A 25,302-nucleotide genomic window follows, 5' to 3' on the forward strand; every position below is an offset into this window, starting at 1 on the left:
TTCTCCCTGCTGTCTTAGGCCGCATGCTTCAATAGAATAACAGCACCAGTTACCAATAAGTTAACCAACGCCAATGGCAAGCAGATTTTCCATCCGAAGTTCATGACTTGGTCATAACGTGGACGAATTAAAGCACCACGTGCCAAGATGAACATCATGACAAAGAAAGCAGTTTTGATAATGAACCAGAAACCTGCTGGAATAAATGGAATATCCAAATTAAATGGTGCAAGCCATCCACCGAAGAATAACGTTACGATTAAAGATGAAATTAAAATGATGTTCACGTATTCCGCAACGAAGAACATCCCCCATTTCATACCACCGTATTCAACATGGTAACCTTCTGACAATTCTTGTTCTGCTTCAGGTTGGTCAAATGGGTGACGGTGAGTCACCGCAACACCTGCAACCACAAACACCAAGAAACCAACAAACTGAGGAATGATGTTCCACATATCGCGTTGTGATTCAACAATTTCACGCATGTTGAATGACCCTGCAATTGCCACCACACCCATCAGGGAAATCCCCAAGAACACTTCATAAGAAATGGTTTGTGCAGAAGAACGTAAAGCACCGAGTAATGCATATTTGTTGTTAGAAGACCACCCCCCAAACAATACTGCATACACAGCAATACCTGCCATTGCCATAAAGAACAATAGACCGATACTCATGTCTGCTACACCCATAAATGGGCTCACAGGAATGACCATGTAAGACAGCACAGCCGTCGCCATTGCGACAGCAGGTGCTAGACGGAAAGTTAATTTATCCGCAAATTTTGGTGTCCAGTCTTCTTTGAACATGATTTTAAGCATGTCGGCTACGATTTGAAGTGAACCAAATGGACCAACACGGTTTGGACCGTAGCGGTCTTGCCATAAGCCTAAAAGACGACGTTCAACAAAAGACATCAGTGCCGCAAAAACGACGACCACCAATAAAATTAGAATCGCTTGCACAACCATATAGGCGATTGGCCAGTCTGTTGCCCATACAGGTAGAGCGCGTAAATTTTCGTGCATGATTACACTCCTACCGACACAGCAACAGGTTCAGCCAAAGAAACAGTTGGCGCTAAACCAATCGGATAACCAATATAGCCCGTTGGCAAGTATTCAATCACTTGCACAGGTAAGCTAATGCTGGTTTCCCCTGCTTTTACGGTAATTTTTTGACCATCTTGAAGATTTAAACGAGATGCATCTTGTTCACCAACAGCAAAAACTGCTTCTGGAATGCGTGACTGCATTGCAGGTGTCTTGATGGTAAATTCACCTGAAGCAAAAATATGATGCATTGGAACCAAACGGAAGCTATCTGGGTTGGTCAGAACTGCAGAAGGAGTAACATAGCTACGCGCTGGACGTTTTGGTAAACGGTCAAATAGACGAATACCTGCGTCACCACCTTTCAAATGTCCACCCACTTCATCTTGGTATTTGTTCCAAGACTGTGGAGAGTTCCAACCTGGTGCCCATGCAAATGGTACCAACGATGCCGCTTTTTGTGACCCTACATAACCTTCCATTGAGAAAGTTAATGCTGAGTCAACGTCAACAGGTTGTTTTGGTTCATGCACAGAGATTTGCGCACGTAATGCTGTACGACCTGAATAACGGCGTGGTTCGCGCGCAATTTTCAAACCATGAACACGATAGCCTGCATCTGGTGCAACATCTTGAATTGCTTCAAGTACTGGTACATTTTTCACGACAGATTCAATCACGTCATCAAGTAATGTCCAGTCAATCGCTTTACCGCGTAGACCCGTTTCAATCGCATGCAACCAGCGCCATGATTCTTTAATCGCGTATTCTGGTTTGTAGTAGCTTGGATCGTAAACTTGATAGAAACGTTGCGCACGACCTTCTTGGCTGACCACTGTACCATCGCCTTCAGCAAAGCTTGCTGCTGACAATACAATGTTGGCTACTTTCACAGTTTCAGTTTCACTATGATCTAGCACAATAACATCTTGCACTTTTGCCAAAGCTGCCTGAACTTGAGTTACAGGTAAGCGACGGAACAGATCATTTTCAACGATCACAACAGCATCATAGTCTTGTGCAAAGGCTTGTTCTAGGCTTAACCCACCAAACAGTGCCAGACCCATTGAGTTCACTTCAGGAACAACCAAAGTTAAACCTGCTGTTGCACCCAAGTTTTGAGTCAACTGAGCCGCTGCTTCCATAATCGCTGGATCTTGTAGGCTTGTACCTGCAATCACCAATGGTTTTTTCGCAGCTTTCAACGTATCTGCAATCGTTTGCGCAAATGCTTTGGTATCATCATCTAGACCCAGAACATTTTCACCTTTGACTGCTGCTGCAACTGCGAAGCCTAAACGTGCGATGTCATTTGGAGAAGCAACTACTTCACCTGTCGCTACATCAGCTAAACGCGTTTGTGTCGCTGCCAAGATATAAATCGGAGATTTTTCATCTTGACCAATACGTGCAACAGGTTCAGCTAACCAGTCTGGTGTACGACGATCTGCTGCCATTTGTTTAGCTTTGTTTTTCGCAGCTTGGCGAACAGACAATGCCATACGTGGTGCAGTTTGAGTTAGATCTTCACCCAAAATGAGTACCGCATCATAACTTTCAACTTCACGTAAAGTTGGGTTATAAATGCCTTCGGTTTGCATGATTGATGCAGCAAGTTCAACCAATGACTGCTCTTTTTGCGTCATCCCTGTTGAATAGTTGTCTGAACCCACCAATTCACGTAGCGCATAGTTAGATTCAAGGCTGGCACGTGGAGAACCGATACCCAAGACTTTTTTGCCTTGTAATTTAGCAATCACAGCATCAAGTGCCTGATCAACTGAAACAGTTGTCACTTCAGCTTGGTTGCGCAATTGTGGCTGACGTGGACGGTCTGCACGGTTGACATACCCTGTGCCGAAACGACCTTTGTCACACAAGAAGTATTGGTTCACGTCACCGTTGAAACGGTTTTCTATACGACGTAATTCACCATAACGCTCGCCTGGAGAAATGTTACAGCCTGAAGAACAGCCTTGGCATACGCTTGGCGCATACTGCATGTCCCACTTACGGTTATAACGCTCTGAGTGAGTTTTATCGGTAAATACACCTGTTGGACAGACTTCAGTCAAGTTACCAGAGAACTCAGACTCTAAAACACCTGATTCTGGACGACCGAAGTACACACGTGATGCATTGGCATATACGCCAAAGTCCGTACCACCTGCGTAGTCTTTATAGTAACGAACACAACGATAACACGCGATACAACGGTTCATTTCATGTGCAATAAATGAACCCAGTTCTTGGTTGTGGTGTGTACGCTTGGTGAAACGGTAACGACGACGGTCATGACCTGTCATTACAGTCATATCTTGTAAATGACAATGACCACCTTCTTCACAGACTGGACAGTCATGTGGGTGGTTTGTCATTAAGAATTCAACCACGGACTCACGAAAGCTCACCGCTTCTTTGTCTTCGATTGAAATATAGGTATTGTCGGAAGCAGGCGTCATACAAGACATCACAAGACGTCCGCGTGTATCTTCAGGATTTGCATACTGAGTGACAGCACATTGACGGCAAGAACCAACAGAACCTAAGGATGGGTGCCAGCAAAAATATGGGATATCAATACCTAGAGACAAACATGCTTGCAGCAAGTTCTCAGACCCATTAACTTCGTACTGTTTCCCATCGACATGAATTGTAGCCATAGTCGAATTCCTTAAGCTTGTGCTACGTTGCTGGTTTGAGCTGCAGGACGATCTGTCACTTTTGCTTCAAACTCGCTACGGAAATGTTTGAGTGCGCCCATTAATGGCTCCATCGCACCAGGTGCGTGAGCACAGAAAGTTTTGCCAATCCACAACTTACGGGTCAGTTCCTGAAGATGTTGAATGTCTTCCATCTTCCCTTCACCGTTTTCAAGTGCTTTAAGCGCTTTCACTGCCCAAGGTAAGCCATCGCGGCAAGGTGTACACCAGCCACATGATTCACGTGCAAAGAATTCTTCTAGATTACGTGTCGCAGAAACCATACATTGAGTTTCATCGACCACCATCAGCAAACAAGTCCCTAAACGTGAACCTGCTTTCATGATGCTTTCAGCATCCATTGGAAGATCAATGTGCTCAGCCGCCAAGAAGTCAGTCGATGCGCCGCCTGGCAACCATGCTTTGAGTTTAAGACCATCACGCATACCACCAGCATGATCTTCAATCACTTCACGCGCAGTTGTACCAAATGGCAATTCCCAAAGACCAGGGAAGGTTACCTTACCTGATGCTCCATAGATTTTCGTACCAGGATCTTTCGATTTACCTGCTGACAAACCGATGTACCATTCTGGACCACGTAGCAAAATTGCTGGTAAGTTGTTGTAGGTCTCAACGTTATTTACAATCGTTGGACGACCCCAAGCACCTGCAACTTGCGGGAATGGCGGTTTAGTACGAGGGTTGGCACGGCGACCTTCGAGTGAGTTAATCAATGCAGTTTCTTCACCGCAGATATAACGTCCTGCACCTGTGTGCACATACAGCTCGAAGTTCCAGCCTGTATCTAGAATGTTGTCACCCAAATAGCCTTTGGCACGAACTTGCTCTAAAGCTTCATTGAGATATTGCGCGGCTTCAATATATTCACCACGAATAAAGATATAACCTTGAGTCGCTTCTAAAGTATAAGCTGCAATCAACATCCCTTCGATCAACTGATGAGGAAGTCTCTCCATCAACAGGCGGTCTTTGAACGTACCAGGTTCCATCTCATCAGCATTACAGATTAGGTAACGAGGGCCGCCATCATTTGGCGCCATCAATGACCATTTGATCCCTGCTGGGAAACCTGCACCACCACGACCTTTTACAGTTGCTGCCTTAATGACTTCAAGCACATCCTTTGGTGGCATTAAAATCGCTTTTTTAAAGCCAGCATAACCTTCTAGCGCTTCATAATCATCTGCATTACGCACATGTTCTTGTTTGCTTAAGCGCCAAGTCAATGGATGGGTTTCTGGATTACCGTCGCCATAAATTGGTTTTGGTTCAGTATTCATACATACTTCTCCAATAACTGTTTGATTGAAGTCACTTCAACCAATCCATGAGTATCTTCATCAATCATCAAGGTTGGACCTTTATCGCAGTTGCCCAAACAGCAAATCGGCAATAAAGTGAAACGGTTATCTGCCGTAGTTTGTCCAAACTGAATACCTAATTCACGCTGAAATGCTTCAGCTAAGGTTTCAGCGCCCATCAAGAAACATGCGATTGAATCACACAACAAAATGACGTGGCGACCTACAGGTTGACGATAGATACGGTTATAAAATGTTGCTACGCCTTCTAAATCAGCAACACTGATGGTGAGTAGCTGCGCAATCGCATTTAATTGAGCATCATCTACCCAACCATTACGGCGTTGTACACACTTCAAAGCATCAAGTGATGCTGCACGTGGGTATGGATAATGGTCAATGTGATGTTCAATCTCATGGATTTCGTCCGCAGTCAAAATCCCTTCAACATTCACACGTGGCTTTTTATCAGTCAAAATCATCATAATGCGTTACCCCTTAGCGATCCACATCAGCCATAACCACATCAATGGTTGCCAAGTAAATGATCAAGTCAGACACCAAGCTGCCATTAATCACCGAAGGCATTTGCTGTAGATGAGTAAATGTTGGTGTACGAATACGCGTACGATAACTCATGGTGGCTTTGTCAGAGGTCAAGTAGTAGTTACTTGCGCCTTTCACCACTTCAGCCATCACAGATGCTTCACCTGCTGGCATCACAGGACCCCAAGATACGCTCAAGAAGTGCGTAATCAAGGTTTCAATATCTTGTAATGTCTTGTCTTTCGGTGGTGGAACAGCCAGTGGATGATCCGCTTTGTATGGACCAGATGGCATATTGTCTAGACATTGCTTCACAATTTTCAATGATTCACGAATTTCATGGAAGTGAACCATCACACGTGCATAAGCATCGCCTTCGTACTCAACTGGTACTTCAAAGTCGTAATTTTCATAACCGCTATATGGGCGGTATTTACGAACGTCAAAGTCGATCCCTGTTGCACGCAAACCTGTACCTGTCACGCCCCAAGCCAATGCAGATTTCGCATCGTACTGAGCAACATTGCGGGTACGACCAATAAAGACAGAGTTCTTTAACGCTGCTTTATGGTATTCATCCAAACGCTTAGGCATCCAGTCGAGAATTTCACGAATCAGATGTTGCCAGTTGTTTGGAAGGTCATGCGCAGTACCGCCAATACGGAACCAAGCTGGGTGCATACGGAAACCAGTAATGGCCTCAATTGCATCATAAATTTTTTGACGGTCAGCAAACATATAAAATACTGGTGTCATACCACCCGTATCCTGAATCGCTGTACCAATGTAGAGCAAGTGGTTATTGATACGGAATAGTTCAGACATCATTACACGGATACATTGTGCACGATCAGGCACTTTAATGCCTGCAAGCTGCTCCACACCCATGACATAAGGCATGTTTTGCGCACAACCACCCAAATAGTCTACACGGTCAGTGTAGGGAATAAATGAGTGCCATGTTTGACGTTCAGCCATCTTTTCCACACCACGGTGGTGATAACCGATATCAGGAACACAGTCTTTCACTTCTTCGCCATCGAGCTGCAAGATCACACGGAATGCACCATGCGCAGATGGATGGTTAGGACCCAAGTTCAAGAACATGAAGTCCTCGTCCTTGTTACCACGTTTCAGTCCCCAATCTTCAGGAACAAAACGCAAGTGTTCTTGTTCAAAATCTTGTTTCGCCTTGTTTTGCATATAAGGCGTATATTCCGTTGCACGTGCAGAATATTCTTTACGTAGCGGATGCCCTTCCCAATAGGTTGGCAACAAGATACGACGCAACATTGGATGGCCGTCAAACTTGATGCCGAACATGTCATAAGCTTCACGTTCGTACCAGTTGGCATTTGGCCAAATGTTGGTTGCGGTTGGAATATTCAGATCACTCTCGTTTAAAGCGACTTTTACACGAATATCGGCATTACGCTCTAGCGATAGCAAATGATAGAACACTGTGAAATCTGATGCTGGCAACCCTTCACGATGTTGACGCAAACGTTCATCAACAGCAGATAGATCAAAAAGCATCACGTATGGGCGTGATACGGTGCGCAAGAACATTAAGACTTCTTGCACACGTGCACGCTCAACCCAGACCGTTGGAAAATCTTCACAAGTCGGTTGCACGTAGAAGTTTTCACCGAATTTGGTTTTCAGCTCTTCTACAATTGCAAATGCTGGGCGCGAATCAATTTGAGTCGATTCTTCTGGCATAGCAATTTCAGTTTCAGCCATTGGCTTGGCTTCCTTTTTAATACAAATTCTTTTTAACCCTAACGACAAATCACCCATAAGTGGGTGACGAACAGTCCATCGCTAAAATTATTTAATCTCATCCATAGAGCGTAAGTTTTTCACTGCAATACGTTCTGCGTTTTTGCGATCACGTTCTGGCATCATCTTCGGCTTATATACAGGCTTAAGATCATCACCAATCACCGCAGATAACGGACGGCGCTCTAGCTGAATTTGATCTTGCAACAGCATTAATGCTTGGATTAATGCTTCTGGGCGTGGTGGGCAACCTGGAATATAAACATCTACAGGGATGATTTTATCGACGCCTTGCACAACCGAGTAAATATCATACATACCGCCAGAATTGGCACAGGCACCCATAGAAATCACCCATTTAGGTTCAAGCATTTGTTCATACAAACGTTGAATAACAGGCGCCATTTTCACAAAGCAAGTCCCAGCCACAATCATCAAATCAGCCTGACGTGGTGAAGCACGAATAACTTCGGCACCGAAACGTGACAAGTCATGCACACCTGTCAAGGTGGTCGCATACTCAACGTAGCAGCAAGATGTACCAAAGTTAAATGGCCAAACAGAGTTTTTACGCCCCCAGTTGACCACATTGTGCATCACGTCTTCCAAACGCGTCATAAATACGTTTTTATTGACTTCTTCCTGAAGAGGATCTGTAACAATTTGACGCTCTTGAAGGGGATACTGGTCAGCCTGTGGATTGGCACGGGTTAAGGTATATTTCATCCCGTATTACTCCTTGTCAGAAGTTGCTGTGGTCTTTTTGACTCGAGATTGAGCTGGAACATGACCCGTAGGGTCTTTAACCAACTCATCGATTGAATTAAAGCGTGTGATCTCTGCGATATCCATATTTGGAGAGCCAATTTTTGGTAATATGCCTGCCGCTTTACGACGGTCAAATGGCGACCAGTTCAACGCACCTACAGAAAGCGCATAAACCAGACCAATCAACAAATCGATAATAAAGATGGTTGCCGTTGAAAAACCCAACCAGCCTACTTCACGCACAGCACCAGACCATGCATAAAGATAAAGTGCTTCGATATCAAAAATGACAAAGAAGATAGCGACAAGATAAAATTTTGCAGACAGGCGAATGCGGGCACCACCAGCACCAACAATACCTGACTCAAACTGCTCTTGTTTTGAACGACCCCATGACTTACCTCCTAGGAGCAACGGAACTGTAAGCATAAAGACGCAAAGGAATGTAACGCCGATCACGAAGGCAATTGTTGCCCAATCGTATGGAGTAATGGCACTCATGCGGGGATAACTCCTGGCAGGCCTAATTTTAACAAAAAGGATGTATGTATTGGCCTAAAAATACACCAAACACAAAATTAAACACTTCAATTGTACCTGATTTATGATTTACGTTGCTAGGCTAATCTCGCTGGTTATCTCTAGCCTTTGGCATAATACTCTGTATGGTTTTTACGCAAAAAAACGGCTAAAACTGTGGTAATCCATACTTATCGATTAATACTATTACTTTTATAAAAAGTCACTTTTTTTTCAATTATTGTATTTTTCATGTCATTTTTTGCAAAAAATTAGCTTTTTTCTTTAGCAAAATACTCCAAATTTTTTACTAAACTTTATAGAAAACAAGAATAATTCTCTATTATAGAGTCATGATTTACCATTTAATTCGTTATATCTTGCAACAAATTCTTTAAATTGTTTTTATACATTTTCTCTGGAAAAATCATCATTCAACAGGTTTTAATCTTAACGCACCACGCAACATTTATAAAAAATTTATGATGACGCACCATTCTAAAAATAGGCTCTAGACATTTTCTACAAAAATTGTATGAGAAAGCTTACGGTTACAACACAAATTTAGAAAACTATGCTATACAAATAAAAATACACAGAAATATCAATTAAATCAACTACAAGGATTCAACAATGAGCTTAGATATATCACATAAACCGAATTACTTCCTATTTGCACAATTACTCGCACGCTTTATTGAAAATCACCTACCGATTCATCCAAGCACCCAGCTCAAAATCCCTTTTGATCAATTACACCATTTGTTTCAGAATGATCCTGCAGCAACCAGTATCAATTTGGAAGGCATACTCAATATCGCCAATGAATATAAAGTCGAAACTTTATCTGGCGATCAAAAACTCATTGAGTTTTATCAGATTGATCATGAGCAATTAAACTTAATTCTTGACCTAAATGCACAGGCAATTTCCGAACTGCTACAAGGTAAAGCGCTGATCACGCCTGATGCCACATTATATGAATAAATCATCCAATATAAAAAAACCACCCTAGGGTGGTTTTTTTTGACGACATGCAAAATACTAAATTATTTTACTTCGTAAATACTAATTTCAACACGACGGTTTTGTTCACGACCACCCGCTGTACTGTTTGATGCGATCGGGTTAGATGCACCATGTCCTTCTGAATTCACACGACTTGATGGAACGCCTTGACTAATCAAATATTGAGCGACCGCATTAGCACGATTTTTAGACAATGGAATATTAATTGAGTCATTACCAGTGTTGTCAGTATAACCTGTGACTAAAATCGCACTCTTGTTATCTTCAGTCAAAGTTTGTGAAACTTTATTTAGAGTTGAATAGAAGTTTGGTTTGATATTATATGAATTGGTATCAAAAGTGATGTTACCTGGCATCACCAAACCAACAGAACCATCTGGATTACGGTTTACTTCAACCCCTGTACCTGCCATTTGCTGGCGAAGTTTTTGCTCTTTTTTATCAAGATACAAACCACCTGCAGCACCAAGAATGGCGCCAATCGCAGCAGCACGGTTATTTTGTGCACTTGAATTCGCACCAGCTCGTGATAAGCCATAACCTGCAATTGCACCTAAACCTGCACCAATCGCAGTTTTTTGATAATCACGGAAGCCACCGCTACTACCAGTAGCACCAGAATTCGTACCAGTGTTCATACTTTGACAACCTGACAATGCCAAAGCCCCGATGACTGTAGAAATAACCAATGCACGCATCGCATGCCTCCTTGTTGTGTTTATTTACATGTAAAAAATTATGAAAGAATATACTTTCGTAAAATACTAATTTTTTGTTAAAAAACGAGGGTTTTTTAACAAAACAACAGTATTCAAACTAGTTTACGCATAAGCTCTCCTTATTTGCTACAGACTAGATACAATTTGAAAGATTTATTTTGACTCTCTCTAGGTCGATCGTTATCTTTACTAAGCGAGATTTAGGCTAGGAATTTTTATGACATCTCATCGAGCCAAACAAAGTTTATTCAAAAAAATTACACGCGGCATGACTGTCGGCTCTGTGATTACAGGCAGCACATTTTTACATGGACCTCCTGTTTTAGCCTTGGGGCTCACCAAACTCTTTAAACAATCACGCAAGGTGGATGAGACCAATATCCAGATCACCAATAGCTGGCTAAGTGTAAACAACTGGCTGATTGATCATGTTTTGCCAAATACTGAGTGGGATATTCATATCGATGAGGATCTCGACTTGAACTTACAAGGGCGTTACCTGATGCTCTGTAATCATCAAAGTTGGGTCGATACGACAGTTAATCAGTATTTCGGTTTAACCCGTATGCCATTAACGCGGTTTTTCACCAAATGGGAACTGATTTTTATTCCTTTTGTGGGACAAGCATTTAAAATTTTGGGTTTCCCTATGATGAAACGTCATAGCAAATCTGAAATTGCTAAAAACCCAGAGCTAAAACATCGTGATATTTTAGAAGCGCGTAAATCTTGTGAACAACTGCTCAGTCAACCTTTCACGTTGCTCAATTATGTCGAAGGTACACGTTTTACGCCTGAAAAACATGCTCAGCAAAAATCACCTTATCAAAATTTACTCAAGCCTAAAGCTGGTGGTCTAGCATTAGCGCTGAATATTTTGGGAAATCAGGTTGATGCCTTGGTGGATATGACGATTGTCTATCCTGATGGTATTCCAGATTATAGTGATTTTTGGCTTGGTGAAGTGCCTCGTATTGCCATACATTTACGTAAAATTGAGATTCCAGCATGGGTTTTAGCTGGCAGCTATGAAGATGATCGCGAATATAGATCCAAATTCCACAAGTGGCTAGCACAAATCTGGAAAGAAAAAGATCAGTTAATTAGTGACATTAAAGCCAAGTATTCCGCTTAAATAAAGACGATGCATCATGCAAAATTCAAAAAAAGTTCCGAGCTTCCAAGCGATTAACCACAACTCTTTGCAGTGGAAAATTTATTTGGGTTATGACATCTTCATGATGTTTATTATCGTCTTTAATTTATTTTGCCTTGGCACAAATGCAATCTTGATGAGTAACTTTGCCAATTGGTTCACTGAACATTTGCATATTACTCATCTACTGAATTTTTATAAAAGTGCATTACATCCTTGGGTCAATAAAACAGAAGGCTGGTTTATTTGCTTTCTTGTGTCTGAATTCACAATACGCTGGGTTCTGGCAATTACGCAACGGCATCATCAACGCTGGTTTTTCTTTCCATTTATTCATTGGTATGAAGTTCTTGCCATTATTCCCATGTTACGCTTTTTGCGTTTGTTTCGCGTAGGGATTATCGCCTATCGTTTGCATGAATTGGGCTATGAAGTTATTCCTGAAGCATGGCTTAAGACTGCAAAATTTTATTATCAAGTGGTTATGGAAGAATTGTCGGATCGGGTTGTGATTACGGTGATTGACGGTATTCGTTATGAACTTGACACCAGTTCTACGCACAAGAAAATTATTCATGAGCTGGTGAACAGTCACCGCGAAATGTTTGCAAAAACGGTGGCTGATCTGCTGCGAGAAAATATTGCAACAGAACTGCAACGCCAACAACAAGATTTAGCACAGCATGTTGGGAAAGTTGTTGAAAAAGCTGTAATAGATACACCAGAACTGCACCAGTTATTACGCTTATTTCCGATCATTGGTAGTCGTTTAGAAGAACAGATTCAAAGTATAGGCAAACGTTTGGGTGAAAATATTACCCAAGGGCTGATTGAACCCTGGGCACAACCTCAAAGCCATACGCCCAATACCCCATATCAGCAAATTGCAGATAAAATTAGTGAGATTGATCTAAATAACGCACAACTTGAGCAATTGGTTGAATCTGCTGTTTATGAAAGTTTGGCTGCAATTCGCAAACAGGTCAAAATCAAGCAATGGCAAAATATCTTGATCGCTGCCGATCAAAATAAATAACAAATATGAACATGCCAGATTTTTCCCGACAAATATTCATGATTTTTTGTTGCTGGTGCTAGAGAATTACAGCAAATTGATCTAGGATTTGAGCTATTTACAACATACTTTGACTTATTACTTATTTGGTCAAAAGCCTCTAAGGAAATATCATGGCTGATATACGCATTACCGGAAGAATGGTTAATTTTACCCGATTAACCTTCGATACAAATGATCATGATGCTATTCGCCAACAACTTACCCAAATGCTCGAAGACACTGGTTCTCACGGTGCAGCGGTCATTTTAGACAGTACAGTCGAACAAGAGCTAATCGAATTAATTCAAATACTGATTAGCCTCGATTTACAACCAATGGCCGTTATTGATGGGTTACTTGGTGATGAAGCGCGTAGTATCCAGTTCCCTGTTCTTCCTGCAGATCGTCCTTTACAAAGAATCAAGCCAACGCACGAACAAGTGATTGAACAAAAGGATGATAAAGATCAAAATAGCGACGACAGTAAACAAAAATCAAACGCTGTAAACCATGTGACTTCATATCATAATGAAATGTTGCGTACGGGTCAGTGCTTAATCCAAGAGCATGGCGATGTGATCTTAAATGCCAGTATGAATAGTGGTTCAGAAGTGATTGCTTCTGGCAATATTTATATTTATGGTACAACACAAGGGCGCGTCATTGCCGGTGCCAGCGGTGATTCAACAGCACGTATTTTTTGTCAGTGCTTAAATGCCGAATTGGTCTCTATTGCGGGAACTTATTGTGTCGCAGACGACATTCCTGCACATGTTGCGAAAAAAGCGGTACACATTTATTTAAATGATGAGCATGAACTTGAGTTCGAAGCGCTAGAAATCTAAGGTATGATTCGTCTTACTTAATTATTGAACATTTTATTTTAATTGCAAATGACCATAACAGGAGTGGATTCGGTGGCCAAAATTGTTGTCGTAACATCAGGCAAAGGTGGTGTAGGTAAAACTACAACAAGCGCATCATTTGCAACAGGCTTAGCCTTACGTGGTCACAAAACTGTAGTCATCGATTTTGATGTCGGTTTACGTAACTTAGACCTTATTATGGGCTGTGAACGCCGTGTTGTTTATGACTTTGTTAATGTCATCAATCATGAAGCTCGTCTACAACAAGCATTAATTCGCGATAAAGACATTGAAAACCTTTATATTTTACCTGCATCACAGACTCGTGACAAAGATGCTCTTACCGATGATGGCGTTGAGCGCGTGATGAATGAACTTGCTCAGGAGTTTGACTATATTGTCTGTGACTCCCCTGCAGGTATTGAACGTGGTGCGATTTTGGCAATGTATCATGCCGATGAAGCCATTATTGTCACTAACCCAGAAATTTCATCAGTACGCGACTCTGACCGTATTATTGGCATGCTCGATAGCAAAACTAAAAAAGTTGAGCACAACGAAGGTCGTATCCGTAAACACTTATGTATTACTCGCTTTAACCCTGAACGCGCTGATCGTCAGGAAATGCTGACGATTGATGATATTTCTAAAGATATTTTGCGTATTCCAACGCTAGGCGTAATTCCTGAATGCCCAAGCGTATTACAAGCGTCCAACGAAGGTAAACCTGTCATTTTGTATACAGAATCGTATGCTGGGCAAGCTTATGATGATTTAGTTGCCCGCTTTCTTGGAGAAGATCGTCCGTATCGTCATATTACGGTAAAACCTAAAGGCTGGCTGGCACGTTTGTTTGGAGCATAATCATGGCAGGATTTTGGAGCAAATTATTTGGTAGTGACGATAAAACCCCAAGTGCACAGATGGCAAAAGACCGTTTAAAGGTTATTGTTGCTTCTGAACAAGGTTTAGGTCGTCGTTTGAGCCAAGACAAAATTGATCAGATGAAAAAAGAGATTATGCAAGTGGTTAGCCGCTATGTTCGTGGTGTCGATGAACAGCATATCCAAATGCAAGTACGTTCAGAAGCCAACATTGAAATGCTTGAGATGAATATCAATTTACCTGAAGATCATTAATTTCAATTCTGATTAGCTAAATATAATAATTCAAGGCAAAATACGGGGCTGGACAAGCAAACTAAAGCTTTTGTCCAGTCCCATATTTTGCCTTTTATTTTCAATGTCGAGGAGTGAGCTATGGCATTATCACAGCCAGCAACTTTCAATGAAGAATGGTCAGATGAGCGTGTGTTTGCCTACTTGAATCATTTACCTCCTGAAGGAAACAGTGCAGACTTTCATGTACTTTATAATGCCTATAAACACATGCGGCCACATGATTTCGAGCGTCTACTGACTCAATTTACTGCTGATGGTCGCAATATCAATGCAACCAACTCTCAAGGTCAGCGTATTCACGACGTGATTGCCCAGTTCCCTCGTCATTCGACTGAGTTTCTTAGCGTTTTGGCAAAATTTGCCTAACTGCTAAACGAAAAATCTAGCCTGCCTTGTGCAGGCTATTTTATTGAACGAGGTAAAACCAGCAATGTACTTGCCTCACCATTTTGCAGTAATTGCAGCCATGTCCCTTGTGGTTTTTCAATACATTCAAAGGTTTTAGGTTCCGTCTGAGCAATCTTATAGCTTTGCTGCAATCGATAATATAACCGTATACCCTGCTTTCCCTGCTGAGTCGTCACTAGATGATAAGCTTCTACAGCCTGAGTATTCAGATAACCCTCTGCCAACCTTTGACAGGTCGCAAAATTTTCCTGCTTAAATTGAGTACAACCAAACAAGCTTAAACATATCAAAGCTACAATTAGATTTTTCATAAATTCTTCCCCATGACCAACCAAGTATTGCTCAATCATAGGAAGATTCTGTTAAGGTATACAGATACACTTTTTTCTAAAAAAGCAGTACAGATATGCAGTTTCGTTATCAGGATATTGCCAGTCAGCTTCGACATAAAATTCTGACGGGTGAACTTAACCCCCATTGCAAGTTGCCCTCGCTACGCAACTTTGCCAAACAACAAAATATCAGTCTGACAACTGCTCAAGCCTGCTATGAACTACTAGAAGCGCAGGGACATGTCTATGTCAAACCCAAGTCTGGTTTTTTTGTACAAGCACCTAAAATAACTGTAAGTACCCAGCAACATGACTATATTGACTTCCCTTCAGTCAGCCGAGAAATTTCCAGTTTTGATCTGCATAACCAGATTCAGGAAGCATCTAGTCAAGCACAAATGATTCACCTTGGTGCAATTCAACTAGGTAGCCCACTCATTCCAATTGAAGGCTTACGACGTTCAATTCAAAGAAGTCTCAAACACAGTCATCCCGAAGATTTTTTATATTGTGATCGGCAAGGACACTCACGTTTACGTAAAGCACTGCTACAACACTGGGCGGAAGATGCCATTCATGCGGCTTACGATGATATTTTTATCACCAATGGCTGTATGGCTGCTTTAATGCTGATTATTCAGTCAGTAACTGAGATTGGTGACAGTATTATCTTGCCAACGCCAACATTTAACGGGCAATTACTGTTACTTGCGAGCTTAAACCGCAAAGTCATCGAAATTCCATCTCATACTCAAGGTATTGATTTACAACGCCTCGAGCAGGTTTTACAAACGGGTCAAGCCAAAGCCTGCCTATTGACTGCCAATTATCAGAATCCTCTAGGTTACTGCCTGACACATCAGGAAAAAGCACAGATTGCAGCACTGGCTGCCAAATATCAGTGTTTCATCATTGAAGATGATATTTATGGTGAATGCGGATATGATCTGCAGCGCCCGTTGCCTATTAAACATTGGGATCAAGCAGGTTATGTCATTTGGGTGAGTTCGGTGTCGAAAATTTTATCCAGTGCATATCGGATTGGCTGGTTATGCCTGCCCAAAACCTTGCAACATTTAAAGCCCAAGCTACTAGCACACAACATTATTGTGAATACACCACTACAACTTGGCTTAGCTGATTTTATTTTTAGTGGCGGTTATCGTCGGCATCTTAATCAGTTACGTCCATGTCTATGGGAACAGGTACAACAGTATCTAATATATTTACAACAACTTTTTACTCCACAGATGTTATCGCTAAATATGCCGCAAGGCGGTTATGCTCTCTGGATGAAACTTCCCAAAGATTTAAGCGCTTTTGCACTCTATCAATTTGCCTTAAGCCAAAGTATCAGTATTGTGCCTGGTAGTATTTTTGGGGAAGACAATAAATATCATGACTACATTCGGATTAATGCAGGTCATCCTTTGACAGCCCCTATTCAGACAGCCTTACAACAGCTTGCAACATGGATCAGGCAGCAAACTGAGGATGGCTAAGAATTACTTATTGGTTATCAGAAAAGCACCAAATAGCGTAAAAATACCGCCCGAAATACCATCAATCCATTTTACCGAACGCTGGTAAGCTGCCTTGCAAGCTGGCAATGAAAATACAAAGGTGACAAACAAGAACCAAATTGCAGTTTCTACACTAATCACCAAAAACAGGACAGCATGTAAATGCTCTAATGCGGGGTTAGTCAAAAATAATGAAAAGACACTGCCAAAATAAATCACTGCTTTCGGGTTCGACAAATTGGTTAGCATGCCTTTCATAAAGCAGCTAAACATGCTTTTAGATACTTGCACGCTTGGGGAAATGATCGTTGTCTGTTGTTTAGAAAATGCTGAACGTAACATTTGCACGCCCAACCAACATAGATATAGCCCGCCACAAACCAGCAAAACGTGCTTCAGCCACGCCATTTTTTCAAACAGTAGGTTTAAACCCATTAATGCCAATAACGACCAGAACATAACACCGACCGTAATACCTGCAACAACAGCCATCGCTTCTTTATGAGAACGACTGATTGCTGTTTGTGATACCAAAAAGAAATCTGGCCCAGGTGTAATCAACGCACAAAAGTGAATAAATATCAGCATTGCAAAGGCAGAAAACATGCAAATCTCCAATCCATTAAATAAGCAAAACATGAATATTACACTGCGTTGCGTAATATTTAAATGCAGTGTGTGCCAATGCCATTGATGCTACACTGAGTACAATATCGTGTTTTACGACAACAAACAAAAATTGAGTTTAGAGAAATATGAGTTCACCCCATCAACTACAACCAAGCGAAGACGTCTCCACGACTGAGCAGGAATTAATTAAAGATTTACCTGTTTTTTCTAAAACAGTTTTGGACTATCAGGGTAAGGTAACTGCTGAAGATTCCAGCTCAGCTGAGTTGCCAACAAGTTACCCATATCGAACTCGACTCTCCCGCAAAGCCTATGAAGCAGAGAAAAAATTGCTACAGATTGAACTACTCAAAGTTCAGTCTTGGGTCAAAGATACAGGGCAACGTATTGTTTGTTTGTTTGAAGGTCGAGATGCCGCAGGCAAAGGCGGCACTATCAAGCGCTTTATGGAACATTTAAATCCACGCGGAGCACGTGTGGTTGCCTTAGAGAAACCGACCCCAACCGAAAGTGGTCAATGGTATTTTCAACGCTATATCGAGCATTTTCCGAGCAAAGGTGAAATGGTATTTTTTGACCGCTCTTGGTACAACCGTGCAGGGGTGGAACGAGTCATGGGTTTTTGTGAACCACAAGAGTATTTACAATTCATGCGCCAAACGCCTGAACTTGAACGTATGCTTGTTAACAGTGGCATTCATCTGTTTAAATTCTGGTTTTCTGTTAGTCGTGAAGAACAGTTACGCCGCTTTATTTCACGCCGCGATGATCCACTGAAACACTGGAAACTTTCTCCAATCGACATCCAGTCTTTAGATCGTTGGAATGATTATACTCAAGCCAAAAACCATATGTTTTTTCATACACATACAGGCGATGCACCATGGACGATCATCAAATCTGACGATAAAAAACGCGCACGTTTAAATTGTATTCGCTACTTTTTATCTAAACTGGATTATCCCGATAAAAATCAGAAACTAACCCGTAAAGTGGATGAACAAATTGTGCTTGTTCCAAATCCTCAATTTCAAGAGCACATTTTAAGTGCTTCTGATGAATAATCGAAAAAAAACCTAACCACGATGGTTAGGTTTTTTTGAATCTAAACGAGAATATCTCGTTTACCATTTGCACCCATTGAGCTGACAATCCCATTTTCTTCCATGGTATCAATCAGTCTAGCCGCACGATTATAGCCCAGACTAAATTTACGCTGTAAAGATGAAGTCGATGCCTTACGCGTTTCCAATACAAACGCTACTGCCTGATCATACAGTACATCACGGTCAGGACTCGCATCGCCTTCTTCAAAACCACGACTCGTTGATTCTTCATCGTATGGCGTCAAGATTTCATCAACATAATTGGGTGAAGCACGCTCACGCCATGCGTCACAAATTCGGTTAACTTCATCATCGCTAATAAATGCACCATGCACACGTTCAGGTTCAATTTTACCTGGCCCAAGAAACAGCATATCACCGTGACCTAGCAAGTCTTCTGCACCGCCTGCATCTAAGATGGTACGTGAGTCAATTTTAGAGTTCACGCGTAATGCAACACGGGTTGGGATGTTCGCCTTAATCAAACCTGTAATGACATCTACAGATGGGCGCTGTGTTGCCAATAATAAGTGAATGCCCGCAGCACGCGATTTTTGCGCCAGACGAGTAATCATTTCCTCCGCTTTTTTACCCACTTGCATAATCATGTCTGCAAATTCATCTGCCACAATCACAATCATAGGCAAAGGCTGCAAACGTGGTGCGCGCTCTTGTGTTGCTGAATCACTTGGTTTCCAAGTTGGATCAATCAGGTCTTCCCCGCGCTCCAAAGCCTCTTCAACCTTACGGTTATAATCGGTAATTTTACGAATTTTAAGGAATGACATCAGTTTATAACGACGTTCCATTTCGTTGACACACCAATTCAAGGCACTGACCGCATCTTTCATATCGGTCACTACAGGCGTCAATAAATGCGGAATATCATTATAATTCGCCAGTTCTAACTGCTTAGGGTCGATCAATATAAAGCGTAACTGCTCAGGTTTATATTTCAGTAACATCGACAAAATCATTGAATTGACCGCGACTGATTTACCTGAACCTGTTGTACCTGCAACCAACATATGCGGTGCTTTGGCAAGGTCGGTCAAAACAGGGTTCCCTGAAATATCTTTACCCATTGCCATACTAATCAAGTTATTTGGATCACGATAAGCAGGTGTTTCCAAAAGCTCAATTAAACGCACCATTTCTCGTGCGCTATTTGGAACCTCGATCCCAATATAAGGTTTACCTGGAATCACCTCAACCACACGAACCGAAGCCATTGACATAGAACGTGCCAAATCCCGTGAAATATTGGTGACTTTAGAGGCTTTGACACCAGGTGCCAAATCTAGCTCGAATCGAGTGACTACAGGGCCTGGCTGTGCTTCGATCACTTTAGCTTTAACATTAAACTCTTGTAATTTAATTTCCAAAAGTTCGGACAAACGTTCCAGTTGCTCAGCCGTAAAATTAATTTTTTTATTTGGATCAACCCGATCAAGTAAGTCTTCACTTGGTAAAGGCGATAAATCACGGCGCTTTTGAGCCACTTGCATGGCGCGCGATAATGGACGACCAGCTGCATCAGTTAAAGGTGCATCAAAATCAAAGTCATCTTCAGGCTGAGGCTTGCCTGCTGTTTCATTCCATGCCTCAATAAACTGTTCTTTTGATAAACTAGGCTGTGTTTCAAGTGTAGTTTTAATTTCAGCTTTTACAAATGCCGATGACTGTGCGTAGCTTTCTGCCCGACGTGGTGGTTGTACAGAGATATCTGTATCCATTGCTAAAAGCTTTTCAATATCGGCAATCTCATCATGCTTAAGTAAATGCTGTACTGTGGTATCAACTGATGCAGGCGTTTCTACCACATCATTGGCTAGACTGCTGGTTTTAACGAGATCATCAAATGCCAGATCATCTTTCCAATCCACTTTTTCATGTAAGTCAACTGACCTACTAGCGTGTGAAATTTCCTGCTGAACATGCTGCGGTGTATCAACATGAGTTTCTTCTGCAGCTTGCAGCAACGCATCTATTTCTTGCTGCTGTTGCTCATTCTTATCCAGTTCCAGAGCACGCCAAACTTCACCTGTTGGAACAATACGATCTTGCTGTTTGGTCAACTGATGTGCCTTTTGCAATGTTTTTTCAAACTCACTGTCATTCAGCACAGGGGTATTTGATTTTTCTACTTGTTGATCTTTACCTGCCAAATCATCTAACAAACGCTCTGCAACAGTATCTGCTGTCAGATGTTGGGCTGTCATCATTGGCTGTGCTTCTATTTTCTGCTCTGCCGAAGGTGCCTGTGCAACTGTGGTTTTTTTAATCGTTGGCTGTGGCGGATTGGTGGTTAAATCATAATCTGCTTCACTTTCAGGTACATTACGATAAAACAGGTCTTCCAGATATTTCGGTGTTGCTTTCAATGTCGCCCATGTTCGATTCCAACGAACGCCAAAAGCAAAAGTAAACAGCATACTGCATAGAACAATGAGAAAAGCACTGGCCCCATAAAGGGTCAGCAATTCTGATAGGCTCGATCCTAGTTCATAGCCAATAATTCCGCCCGAAGCATTATCCAGTGCATCGCTTGGAACTTGCCAAAACAGATACAGCAAACTAGCTGTGGTCAGCATCAGGAAAAACTGGGCGGCATAGCGAAAAGGGCGATTTAAAAAGCTATGTGGCCACCATACCTGTATGGCTTCCATAAACAGGAAGACAGGCAACAATAAGCTTGCCCAGCCCAAAAAGCCAAAGAGTAAATCAGCAATCCACGCCCCTGCTACCCCACTGGCATTTGATACTTGTTGGGTGTCGCTTGAGATATGCATCCAGCCTGGATCAAATGGTGTGTATGTGACTGTCGCTAAAAACAGATAAATCCCAAATGAGACCAAAAATAATGTAATGAGTAAGCGCTGTGCATAAGCACTCGACACCGCGGTCATATACTGTCCTGTATCAGAAAAATCATAGCCAGTTGAAAATCAGCAATAAACTTTTTTTCAATTCATAAATATCTATATTATGCACTTGTTTAGCAAAAAAAGATGCAACGTAATACAGCATGTTTGTAGTCTTCTATATAGCTCAAATCGATTTAGATGATCAATATTATCGACATTGATCGAACACACAATAACTGTACTTTAACGTATAATTTTTTCAGTTTTTAATTATAAAAGGAAATCTGCAATGACAGCTCGCCATTCGCGATTAATTATTTTAGGTTCTGGCCCTGCTGGCTATAGTGCTGCGGTGTACGCAGCACGCGCAAACTTAAAACCGACCTTGATTGCAGGCTTACAGCTTGGTGGACAACTTACGACAACCACAGAAGTTGATAACTGGCCAGGTGACCCAGAAGGTCTGACAGGCCCTATATTGATGGAACGGATGCAAGCACATGCTGAGCGTTTCGGTACGGAAATTGTGTATGACCATATCAATGAAGTGAACTTAAATGTTCGCCCATTTGTCCTTAAAGGCGATATGGAAGAATACACCTGTGATGCTTTAATTTTAGCAACAGGTGCAACAGCACAATATTTAGGTCTTGAATCTGAACAAAAATTTATGGGTCAAGGTGTAAGTGCTTGTGCTACTTGCGATGGTTTTTTCTATAAAAATCAACATGTCATGGTCGTTGGTGGCGGTAACACAGCGGTTGAAGAAGCACTTTACCTGTCCAATATTGCAGCACATGTAACGCTCGTACACCGCCGTGACAGCGTACGTTCAGAAAAAATCTTGCAAGATCATCTTTTTGAAAAAGTAAAAGAAGGCAAAATTTCAATTGTGTGGAATCATCAAATTGATGAAGTTTTGGGTGACAAAACGGGCGTCACAGGCGTGCGCTTAAAATCCACCCAAGATGATTCAACGCAGCAAATCGATATCCAAGGTTTGTTTATTGCAATTGGTCACAAACCTAATACCACCATGTTTGAAGGTCAGTTACGGCTTCGTAACGGCTATATTCAAGTACAAAGCGGTACAGCAGGCAATGCAACGGCAACTTCAGTTGAAGGCGTATTTGCTGCGGGTGACGTTGCCGATAGCGTCTATCGCCAAGCGATTACCTCAGCGGGTTCAGGCTGTATGGCAGCGCTGGATGCTGAAAAATATCTCGATAACTTAGCTTAACATTAAGTTGTCAATTAAAAAGCCGTAGTCATACGGCTTTTTTTATGTCAATGTTTTTAAGCACCTTTGAAATTCACGAATACAATATGCAACAACAACTTCCAGCTTCAAAATACATTTTCCCGAGCCCTTGCGAACAAGACCCCGATGGTCATGGCTTGATTTGTATTGGGGCTGACCTAAGCCCATCAACACTATATGAAGCTTATAGTCATGGATTATTTCCCTGGTTTAATGAAAATGATCCAATTTGCTGGTGGAGTCCTGAACCCCGCTGCATTATTCGACCAGAAGACTATCATCCGAGTAAGTCCTTATTGCGTAATATGAAAAAGCACGATTATAAGATCACGATCAATCATGCCTTTGAACAAGTGATTCGACGTTGCTCCTTACCTCGCCAATATGCCAATGAAACATGGATTAGTGAGGATATTATTCAGGGTTACTGTGAAATGTTTGATGCAGGTTATGGCTATAGCATTGAAGTATGGACGGCTGAACAACAATTGGTCGGCGGTTTATATGGCGTACATATTGGGCATGGCTGTTTTGGTGAATCCATGTTTAGCCAAGCGACTGATGTTTCAAAAATGGCTTTTTTTGTGCTGATGCTAATCGGGCGCGAACAAAACCTGCCATGGATTGACTGCCAATTGGTCAATGATCACTTGATCAGCTTGGGCGCGAGCACACTGTCTCGCCGAGACTACCTAAACTCATTACAACATGTTACAAAACAGTCGAATATCGATTGGAAAAGTTATCAAGACAGTGTATTTTCATCTAAAGAGGTTGCTGTAAATCAACAATTATTAAAGAAATAGCTATGTTCAGGAGGGACGCCTGATATGAATTCGTACCATCCAAAGTCACCTTTAAATGAACTGCAATATTATATTACACCGCCACATGACTGTAGTTATTTGGATCATAAATCGGCACGCATGGTATTTTTAGATCCGGCGCAGCGTATTGATGTAGTAACACTGTCAGAACTATCACGTTCAGGTTTTCGGCGTAGCGGGGATTTTGTCTATCGTCCCGAATGTCATTTATGTCGGCAATGTTTATCTTGTCGCATTCCTGTGAATGATTTTGTCATGAATAGTGCCCAAAAAAAGTCATGGAAGCACAATCAAGATTTAGACTTACGCATTGTACGCACTGAAAATGCAACATCCATTCATTACGATCTGTATGAGCGCTACATTAACTTACGCCACCACGATGGCGACATGTTTCCAGCGAGTATTGATCAATTCGATAAATTTTTGATGCACAGTTGTACTGATAGCTTTTTTTTGGAGCTTTGGCAAGACCAGCAACTGATGTGCGTTTCAACATGCGATATGCTTGATGATGGCATATCAGCAGTTTATACATTTTTCGAACCTGAAGAGCATCGCCGATCTCTTGGGGTATTTGCGATTTTAAAACAGATTGAATATGCCAAAGTATTAGGGCTAGATTATGTTTATTTAGGCTATTGGGTTCCTCACTCTAAAAAAATGAATTACAAATCCCAGTACATTCCTTTTGAAGTCCTGATTGATGGGCAATGGCGACGTTTAAATAGACAGCTCAACGATCAGGAGATTCAGAGTTTAGGCACATCCTTAATGACGACACTATCTTCAGAATGGAATCGGATCATTAAATAGAAAATAACTTTGCGAAATCATCAGTGCAGCTTTTCACCATGATGATCGCATGTTCACGCCCACCACCAGCAAGCGGATAATAATTTTTGCGTAGATCAATCTGATGAAAACCTGATTTTTCATACAGTTTGATTGCTGCAACATTACTTTCACGCACTTCAAGAAAAATTTGTACAGGGTGATTGTTCAATTGCTCAATTGAATAGCTCAATAACTCGAACCCTAAACCCTGCCCTTGCATCTTCGGATCAATTGCCATCAATAACAAATTTGCTTCATCCAGTACAGGTTGTAAAATACAAAAACCGACAACCTTACCTTGCAGCTCAATCACAGTAGATTGATAGTTTTCAAGTGCTTCCTGAAACTGCTTTTCTGACCATGGATGGGTTTGGACTTGCTTTTCAATTTGGTAAACCTGTGCAATATCTACAGGCTGCATGAAACGAATCATCTTTAATTGACATTAATCAAGGGTAATATTTCAGAATTATACTGAACCTGCTTCAAACAGGCACAAAAAAAACGCTCCAGAGGAGCGTTTTTTTTACTTTTCAGTGATTATGCAATTACTTTCGCAACAACACCAGCACCTACAGTACGACCACCTTCACGGATCGCAAAACGTAGACCTGGGTCCATTGCAATCGGGTGGATCAATTCTACTGACATTTCTACGTTGTCACCAGGCATAACCATTTCAACACCCTCTTTAAGAGAGATCGCACCAGTTACGTCAGTTGTACGGAAGTAGAACTGTGGACGGTAACCGTTTAGGAATGGAGTATGACGGCCACCTTCGTCTTTAGAAAGTACGTATACTTCTG

25 protein-coding genes are annotated in these 25,302 nt (G+C 41.7%); 12 read left to right on the forward strand and 13 right to left on the reverse strand.

Features of this window, described 5'->3' with window-relative positions; translation table 11 throughout:
* Positions 1-14 precede the first annotated feature (14 nt).
* The 7 genes from nuoH to ndhC all read right to left on the reverse strand — a co-directional run bounded on the left by nuoH (position 15) and on the right by ndhC (position 8,679).
* Entirely contained in the window at positions 15-1,031 is a 1,017-nt protein-coding gene (gene nuoH / locus E0H77_RS02695; protein WP_004901923.1) for an NADH-quinone oxidoreductase subunit NuoH, read from the reverse strand.
* 2 nt (positions 1,032-1,033) lie between these two features.
* Positions 1,034-3,718, reverse strand: a complete 2,685-nt coding sequence (gene nuoG, locus E0H77_RS02700) for an NADH-quinone oxidoreductase subunit NuoG (RefSeq protein ID WP_131374776.1) — start codon at positions 3,716-3,718, stop codon at positions 1,034-1,036.
* A gap of 11 nt (positions 3,719-3,729) precedes the next feature.
* Positions 3,730-5,061 carry an NADH-quinone oxidoreductase subunit NuoF gene (gene nuoF / locus E0H77_RS02705; protein WP_131312323.1) on the reverse strand — a complete coding sequence of 444 codons (1,332 nt, stop codon included), beginning with the start codon at positions 5,059-5,061 and terminating at the stop codon, positions 3,730-3,732.
* Positions 5,058-5,567: an NADH-quinone oxidoreductase subunit NuoE gene (nuoE, locus tag E0H77_RS02710; RefSeq protein WP_004750654.1), complete on the reverse strand. Its 510-nt coding sequence runs from the start codon at positions 5,565-5,567 to the stop codon at positions 5,058-5,060. The genes nuoF and nuoE overlap by 4 nt, the downstream gene beginning before the upstream one ends.
* A gap of 13 nt (positions 5,568-5,580) precedes the next feature.
* Positions 5,581-7,371 (reverse strand): NADH-quinone oxidoreductase subunit C/D, encoded by a 1,791-nt coding sequence (nuoC, locus tag E0H77_RS02715; protein ID WP_131312324.1) that lies wholly within the window; start codon positions 7,369-7,371, stop codon positions 5,581-5,583.
* 87 nt (positions 7,372-7,458) lie between these two features.
* Positions 7,459-8,136 (reverse strand): NuoB/complex I 20 kDa subunit family protein, encoded by a 678-nt coding sequence (locus tag E0H77_RS02720; protein ID WP_004750650.1) that lies wholly within the window; start codon positions 8,134-8,136, stop codon positions 7,459-7,461.
* Between the two features lie 6 nt (positions 8,137-8,142).
* Positions 8,143-8,679, reverse strand: a complete 537-nt coding sequence (ndhC, locus tag E0H77_RS02725; protein WP_004901929.1) for an NADH-quinone oxidoreductase subunit A — start codon at positions 8,677-8,679, stop codon at positions 8,143-8,145.
* Between the two features lie 651 nt (positions 8,680-9,330).
* Here ndhC and E0H77_RS02730 point away from each other — a divergent pair.
* The gene (locus E0H77_RS02730) at positions 9,331-9,684 is read left to right on the forward strand and encodes a hypothetical protein (RefSeq protein ID WP_131374778.1); all 354 of its coding nucleotides are present in this window, start codon (positions 9,331-9,333) and stop codon (positions 9,682-9,684) included.
* Positions 9,685-9,746: 62 nt separating this feature from the next.
* Here E0H77_RS02730 and E0H77_RS02735 read toward each other — a convergent pair whose 3' ends face one another.
* Positions 9,747-10,424 carry a YiaD family glycine zipper/OmpA-like lipoprotein gene (locus E0H77_RS02735; protein ID WP_131374780.1) on the reverse strand — a complete coding sequence of 226 codons (678 nt, stop codon included), beginning with the start codon at positions 10,422-10,424 and terminating at the stop codon, positions 9,747-9,749.
* 238 nt (positions 10,425-10,662) lie between these two features.
* Here E0H77_RS02735 and yihG point away from each other — a divergent pair, with 238 nt between their 5' ends.
* From yihG to E0H77_RS02765, 6 genes are all read left to right on the forward strand, one after another.
* Positions 10,663-11,580 (forward strand): 1-acylglycerol-3-phosphate O-acyltransferase, YihG family, encoded by a 918-nt coding sequence (gene yihG, locus E0H77_RS02740; protein ID WP_131374782.1) that lies wholly within the window; start codon positions 10,663-10,665, stop codon positions 11,578-11,580.
* A 16-nt stretch (positions 11,581-11,596) separates the two neighbouring features.
* Positions 11,597-12,637, forward strand: a complete 1,041-nt coding sequence (locus E0H77_RS02745; protein WP_131374784.1) for a preprotein translocase subunit SecA — start codon at positions 11,597-11,599, stop codon at positions 12,635-12,637.
* A 152-nt stretch (positions 12,638-12,789) separates the two neighbouring features.
* A complete protein-coding gene (minC, locus tag E0H77_RS02750; protein ID WP_131374786.1) occupies positions 12,790-13,503 on the forward strand; it encodes a septum site-determining protein MinC in 714 nt (237 codons plus the stop codon).
* A 72-nt stretch (positions 13,504-13,575) separates the two neighbouring features.
* Entirely contained in the window at positions 13,576-14,388 is an 813-nt protein-coding gene (gene minD / locus E0H77_RS02755; protein WP_004750636.1) for a septum site-determining protein MinD, read from the forward strand.
* 2 nt (positions 14,389-14,390) lie between these two features.
* A complete protein-coding gene (gene minE / locus E0H77_RS02760; protein ID WP_004750634.1) occupies positions 14,391-14,663 on the forward strand; it encodes a cell division topological specificity factor MinE in 273 nt (90 codons plus the stop codon).
* A gap of 120 nt (positions 14,664-14,783) precedes the next feature.
* Positions 14,784-15,071, forward strand: a complete 288-nt coding sequence (locus tag E0H77_RS02765) for a PA4642 family protein (protein WP_131312330.1) — start codon at positions 14,784-14,786, stop codon at positions 15,069-15,071.
* 35 nt (positions 15,072-15,106) lie between these two features.
* Here the strand turns inward: E0H77_RS02765 and E0H77_RS02770 are convergent, their stop codons facing one another.
* Entirely contained in the window at positions 15,107-15,424 is a 318-nt protein-coding gene (locus tag E0H77_RS02770; protein WP_131374788.1) for a hypothetical protein, read from the reverse strand.
* Between the two features lie 95 nt (positions 15,425-15,519).
* On the opposite strand from E0H77_RS02770, the gene E0H77_RS02775 reads away from it, so the two are divergent.
* Positions 15,520-16,947, forward strand: coding sequence for an aminotransferase-like domain-containing protein (locus tag E0H77_RS02775; protein WP_131374790.1), 1,428 nt, complete (start codon positions 15,520-15,522; stop codon positions 16,945-16,947).
* 3 nt (positions 16,948-16,950) lie between these two features.
* Here E0H77_RS02775 and E0H77_RS02780 read toward each other — a convergent pair whose 3' ends face one another.
* Positions 16,951-17,574, reverse strand: coding sequence for a LysE family transporter (locus E0H77_RS02780; protein WP_131374791.1), 624 nt, complete (start codon positions 17,572-17,574; stop codon positions 16,951-16,953).
* A gap of 149 nt (positions 17,575-17,723) precedes the next feature.
* Between E0H77_RS02780 and ppk2 the strand changes: the two genes are divergently transcribed.
* Positions 17,724-18,662, forward strand: coding sequence for a polyphosphate kinase 2 (gene ppk2, locus E0H77_RS02785; RefSeq protein WP_131312334.1), 939 nt, complete (start codon positions 17,724-17,726; stop codon positions 18,660-18,662).
* A gap of 41 nt (positions 18,663-18,703) precedes the next feature.
* Here the strand turns inward: ppk2 and E0H77_RS02790 are convergent, their stop codons facing one another.
* Complete coding sequence (locus E0H77_RS02790; RefSeq protein WP_131374793.1) at positions 18,704-21,613, reverse strand: DNA translocase FtsK; 2,910 nt, start codon at positions 21,611-21,613, stop codon at positions 18,704-18,706.
* Between the two features lie 247 nt (positions 21,614-21,860).
* Here E0H77_RS02790 and trxB point away from each other — a divergent pair, with 247 nt between their 5' ends.
* From trxB to E0H77_RS02805, 3 genes are all read left to right on the forward strand, one after another.
* Positions 21,861-22,811 (forward strand): thioredoxin-disulfide reductase, encoded by a 951-nt coding sequence (trxB, locus tag E0H77_RS02795; RefSeq protein WP_131374795.1) that lies wholly within the window; start codon positions 21,861-21,863, stop codon positions 22,809-22,811.
* An 86-nt stretch (positions 22,812-22,897) separates the two neighbouring features.
* Positions 22,898-23,638 carry a leucyl/phenylalanyl-tRNA--protein transferase gene (aat, locus tag E0H77_RS02800; RefSeq protein WP_131374827.1) on the forward strand — a complete coding sequence of 247 codons (741 nt, stop codon included), beginning with the start codon at positions 22,898-22,900 and terminating at the stop codon, positions 23,636-23,638.
* Positions 23,639-23,662: 24 nt separating this feature from the next.
* Entirely contained in the window at positions 23,663-24,475 is an 813-nt protein-coding gene (locus E0H77_RS02805; RefSeq protein ID WP_131374797.1) for an arginyltransferase, read from the forward strand.
* Here the strand turns inward: E0H77_RS02805 and rimI are convergent.
* Positions 24,468-24,929 (reverse strand): ribosomal protein S18-alanine N-acetyltransferase, encoded by a 462-nt coding sequence (rimI, locus tag E0H77_RS02810; RefSeq protein ID WP_131312339.1) that lies wholly within the window; start codon positions 24,927-24,929, stop codon positions 24,468-24,470. The genes E0H77_RS02805 and rimI overlap by 8 nt on opposite strands.
* Positions 24,930-25,036: 107 nt before the next feature.
* A partial coding sequence (locus E0H77_RS02815) for an EF-Tu C-terminal domain-related protein (RefSeq protein ID WP_488174583.1) occupies positions 25,037-25,302 on the reverse strand: 266 nt, incomplete at its 5' end.

The sequence above is a fragment of the Acinetobacter brisouioides genome, from assembly GCF_004331075.1.
In the GTDB taxonomy this organism is placed as follows: Bacteria; Pseudomonadota; Gammaproteobacteria; order Pseudomonadales; family Moraxellaceae; genus Acinetobacter.

Bases quoted from the DNA above. Each gene is read 5' to 3' on its own strand.
- nuoH (WP_004901923.1), bottom strand. From the start codon at position 1,031: ATGCACGAAAATTTACGCGCTCTACCTGTATGGGCAACAGACTGGCCA.
- nuoG (WP_131374776.1), bottom strand. From the start codon at position 3,718: ATGGCTACAATTCATGTCGATGGGAAACAGTACGAAGTTAATGGGTCT.
- nuoF (WP_131312323.1), bottom strand. From the start codon at position 5,061: ATGAATACTGAACCAAAACCAATTTATGGCGACGGTAATCCAGAAACC.
- nuoE (WP_004750654.1), bottom strand. From the start codon at position 5,567: ATGATGATTTTGACTGATAAAAAGCCACGTGTGAATGTTGAAGGGATT.
- nuoC (WP_131312324.1), bottom strand. From the start codon at position 7,371: ATGGCTGAAACTGAAATTGCTATGCCAGAAGAATCGACTCAAATTGAT.
- E0H77_RS02720 (WP_004750650.1), bottom strand. From the start codon at position 8,136: ATGAAATATACCTTAACCCGTGCCAATCCACAGGCTGACCAGTATCCC.
- ndhC (WP_004901929.1), bottom strand. From the start codon at position 8,679: ATGAGTGCCATTACTCCATACGATTGGGCAACAATTGCCTTCGTGATC.
- E0H77_RS02730 (WP_131374778.1), top strand. From the start codon at position 9,331: ATGAGCTTAGATATATCACATAAACCGAATTACTTCCTATTTGCACAA.
- E0H77_RS02735 (WP_131374780.1), bottom strand. From the start codon at position 10,424: ATGCGTGCATTGGTTATTTCTACAGTCATCGGGGCTTTGGCATTGTCA.
- yihG (WP_131374782.1), top strand. From the start codon at position 10,663: ATGACATCTCATCGAGCCAAACAAAGTTTATTCAAAAAAATTACACGC.
- E0H77_RS02745 (WP_131374784.1), top strand. From the start codon at position 11,597: ATGCAAAATTCAAAAAAAGTTCCGAGCTTCCAAGCGATTAACCACAAC.
- minC (WP_131374786.1), top strand. From the start codon at position 12,790: ATGGCTGATATACGCATTACCGGAAGAATGGTTAATTTTACCCGATTA.
- minE (WP_004750634.1), top strand. From the start codon at position 14,391: ATGGCAGGATTTTGGAGCAAATTATTTGGTAGTGACGATAAAACCCCA.
- E0H77_RS02765 (WP_131312330.1), top strand. From the start codon at position 14,784: ATGGCATTATCACAGCCAGCAACTTTCAATGAAGAATGGTCAGATGAG.
- E0H77_RS02770 (WP_131374788.1), bottom strand. From the start codon at position 15,424: ATGAAAAATCTAATTGTAGCTTTGATATGTTTAAGCTTGTTTGGTTGT.
- E0H77_RS02775 (WP_131374790.1), top strand. From the start codon at position 15,520: ATGCAGTTTCGTTATCAGGATATTGCCAGTCAGCTTCGACATAAAATT.
- E0H77_RS02780 (WP_131374791.1), bottom strand. From the start codon at position 17,574: ATGTTTTCTGCCTTTGCAATGCTGATATTTATTCACTTTTGTGCGTTG.
- ppk2 (WP_131312334.1), top strand. From the start codon at position 17,724: ATGAGTTCACCCCATCAACTACAACCAAGCGAAGACGTCTCCACGACT.
- E0H77_RS02790 (WP_131374793.1), bottom strand. From the start codon at position 21,613: ATGACCGCGGTGTCGAGTGCTTATGCACAGCGCTTACTCATTACATTA.
- trxB (WP_131374795.1), top strand. From the start codon at position 21,861: ATGACAGCTCGCCATTCGCGATTAATTATTTTAGGTTCTGGCCCTGCT.
- aat (WP_131374827.1), top strand. From the start codon at position 22,898: ATGCAACAACAACTTCCAGCTTCAAAATACATTTTCCCGAGCCCTTGC.
- E0H77_RS02805 (WP_131374797.1), top strand. From the start codon at position 23,663: ATGAATTCGTACCATCCAAAGTCACCTTTAAATGAACTGCAATATTAT.
- rimI (WP_131312339.1), bottom strand. From the start codon at position 24,929: ATGATTCGTTTCATGCAGCCTGTAGATATTGCACAGGTTTACCAAATT.